Below are 2335 nucleotides of genomic sequence, written 5' to 3' on the forward strand. Positions count from 1 at the left end.
CTGCCGGACGGCACCACGACCGCCGAGGCTTGCAAGGGCTGAGGCAGGCCCGAATTGCCACCCATGCGCCGCCCCGCTTCCCGGCTTTGGCCGGGGAGCGCCCGCGGGGGAGAAAGAACAATGAATGAATTAGCGCTCGGCTCCAGCCTGGCGGCGCTCGCCAAGGGCATGATGATCACCCTTTTCCTTACCCTCGGGGCGTCTGTGGTGGCGACCGTCCTGTCGCTGATCGTCGGCCTGATCCGGCTCTCGCCCCGCCGGCCGCTGCGCTGGTTCGCCGTGGCCTATATCGAATTATTCCGCGGAACTTCGATGCTGGTGCAGGTCTACTGGTGGTTCTTTGTGCTGCCGATCTTCGGTGTTTTCCTGTCGCCGTGGACTGTCGCAATCTTGGGTATCGGCATGAATGCCTCCGGCTATGGCGCCGAGTACGTCCGCGCCGCCATCCAGGACGTCGACCGCGGTCAGTATGAAGCGAGCATTGCGCTCAACTTCCCACGGCTCACTATGATGCAGCGTATCGTCCTGCCGCAGGCGATCCGCGCCATGCTGCCGGTCTGGGGTAACATGCTGATCGAGCTGCTTAAGGGTACCTCGCTCGTCTTCTTCATCACCATCACCGAGTTCACCACCGCCTCCAAGCTGGCGGCCGATGCCACCGGCAACTACCTGCTGTTCTTCGCGGCGGCGCTGTTTGGCTACTACGTCATCGCGCGCGCCCTCATCACGCCCTTCGTTCGCTGGCTGGAGCGCCGCCTCTCGAGTGGCTTTGTGCGGGAGGCGCTGGCATGAGCATTTGGGACTGGTCCTACGTCTGGGAGGCGTTGCCGTATCTCTATCGCGGCGCGATCGTCACGGTTCAGGCCACGCTGTTCGGCTTTGCGATCGCGCTGGTGCTGGGTCTGATCTTCGCGCTGATCCGCCAGTCGCCAAACCGCTACGTGTCCACAGCCATGGCGGAGATCGTGGAGTTAATCCGCTCGACGCCACTGCTGCTGCAGGTCTTCTTCGTCTATTTCGTCGGCCCACAGGTCGGCATCGTCATTCCTGCCTGGACAGCGGGCATCGGCATGCTCGGCATCCACTACGCAGCCTACTGCTCTGAGGTCTACCGCGGGGGCATCGAGAATGTGGAGGGCGGCCAGTGGGAGGCCTGCACAGCGCTCAACCTGTCGCGGGCGCGCACCTGGCGCACCATCATTCTGCCGCAAGCCATCCCGCCGATCGTACCCGGGCTGGGCAATTATTTGATCAGCATGTTCAAGGACACTTCGATCCTGGCGGCAATCGCCATCCTGGAAATGCTTCAACAGGCCAGGAATTTCGGCGCCGCCAACTACCGCTTTATAGAGGTAATCACCATGGCCGGCTTTTTCTATCTCGTGTTCAGCCTGGTCGCGTCGGCAATCGTGCAGTCGGTGAGCCTATGGCTCAACCGCCGCTACCACCTGCAGTAGGAGGTCCGTCATGAACGAACCCATCGTCCGCTTAGAAAACATTGCAAAACCCTACGGCGCGCTGCCGGTGTTGGACAATCCCGACATCGCGTGCAACAAGAAAGTCATGAACGAACCCATGATCCGCTTTGAAAACGTCACCAAGCGCTACGGCGCGTTGACCGTGCTGGATGATCTCAATCTCGACATCGCGCGCAACGAGAAGGTGGCCATCATCGGCCCCTCGGGCTCCGGCAAGACCACCGTGCTGCGCATGCTGATGACGCTGGAACGCATCAACGGCGGGGTGATTTGGGTGGACGGGGAACCGCTCACGCACATGCAGAAGAACGGCCAGATGGTGCCAGCGAGCGAGCGCCATCTGCGGCGCGTGCGCGGCAAGATCGGCATGGTGTTCCAGCACTTCAACCTGTTCCCGCACATGACGGCGCTGCAGAACTGCATGGAAGCGCCAGTTTCAGTCCTGGGGCTTTCCAGGCAGGAGGCGGAAGCCCGCGCCGCTGAACTGCTCGACATGGTGGGCTTGCGCGACAAAAAGAACCATTTCCCGATCCAGCTTTCCGGCGGTCAGAAGCAGCGCGTGGCCATCGCCCGCGCGCTCGCCATGCGCCCCAAGGTGATGCTGTTCGACGAGGTGACCTCGGCGCTCGACCCGGAGCTCGTTGGCGAGGTGCTCAACGTCATCCGCCAGCTCGGCGCCGAGCATGACCTCACCATGCTGATGGTCACGCACCAGATGGGCTTCGCCAAGGAATTCTCCGACCGCGTCTGCTTCTTTTACGACGGCAAAATCGCCGAACAGGGCCCGCCCGACCAGTTCTTCGGCAATCCGCAGAACGAGCGAACGCGACAGTTCCTCAGTGCCGTGCTCGAGGCGA

The 2335-nt window shown here is 62.2% G+C and carries 3 protein-coding genes; all 3 read left to right on the forward strand.

Annotation, left to right across the window (positions count from 1 at the left end; all coding sequences use genetic code 11):
* The first annotated feature begins 120 nt into the window (after positions 1–120).
* Entirely contained in the window at positions 121–792 is a 672-nt protein-coding gene (ehuC, locus tag CU103_RS30905; RefSeq protein WP_106667827.1) for an ectoine/hydroxyectoine ABC transporter permease subunit EhuC, read from the forward strand.
* Positions 789–1457 (forward strand): ectoine/hydroxyectoine ABC transporter permease subunit EhuD, encoded by a 669-nt coding sequence (gene ehuD, locus CU103_RS30910; RefSeq protein WP_106667828.1) that lies wholly within the window; start codon positions 789–791, stop codon positions 1455–1457. Before ehuC ends, ehuD begins: the two co-directional genes overlap by 4 nt.
* Before the next feature lie 106 nt (positions 1458–1563).
* The coding region (gene ehuA, locus CU103_RS30915) for an ectoine/hydroxyectoine ABC transporter ATP-binding protein EhuA (protein ID WP_106667829.1) at positions 1564–2335 on the forward strand (772 nt) is incomplete at its 3' end.

Source organism: Phyllobacterium sophorae (genome assembly GCF_003010965.1).
Taxonomy (GTDB): domain Bacteria; phylum Pseudomonadota; class Alphaproteobacteria; order Rhizobiales; family Rhizobiaceae; genus Phyllobacterium; species Phyllobacterium sophorae.

Coding starts and splice junctions, on each gene's coding strand:
- ehuD (WP_106667828.1), top strand. CDS start 789: ATGAGCATTTGGGACTGGTCCTACGTCTGGGAGGCGTTGCCGTATCTC.
- ehuC (WP_106667827.1), top strand. CDS start 121: ATGAATGAATTAGCGCTCGGCTCCAGCCTGGCGGCGCTCGCCAAGGGC.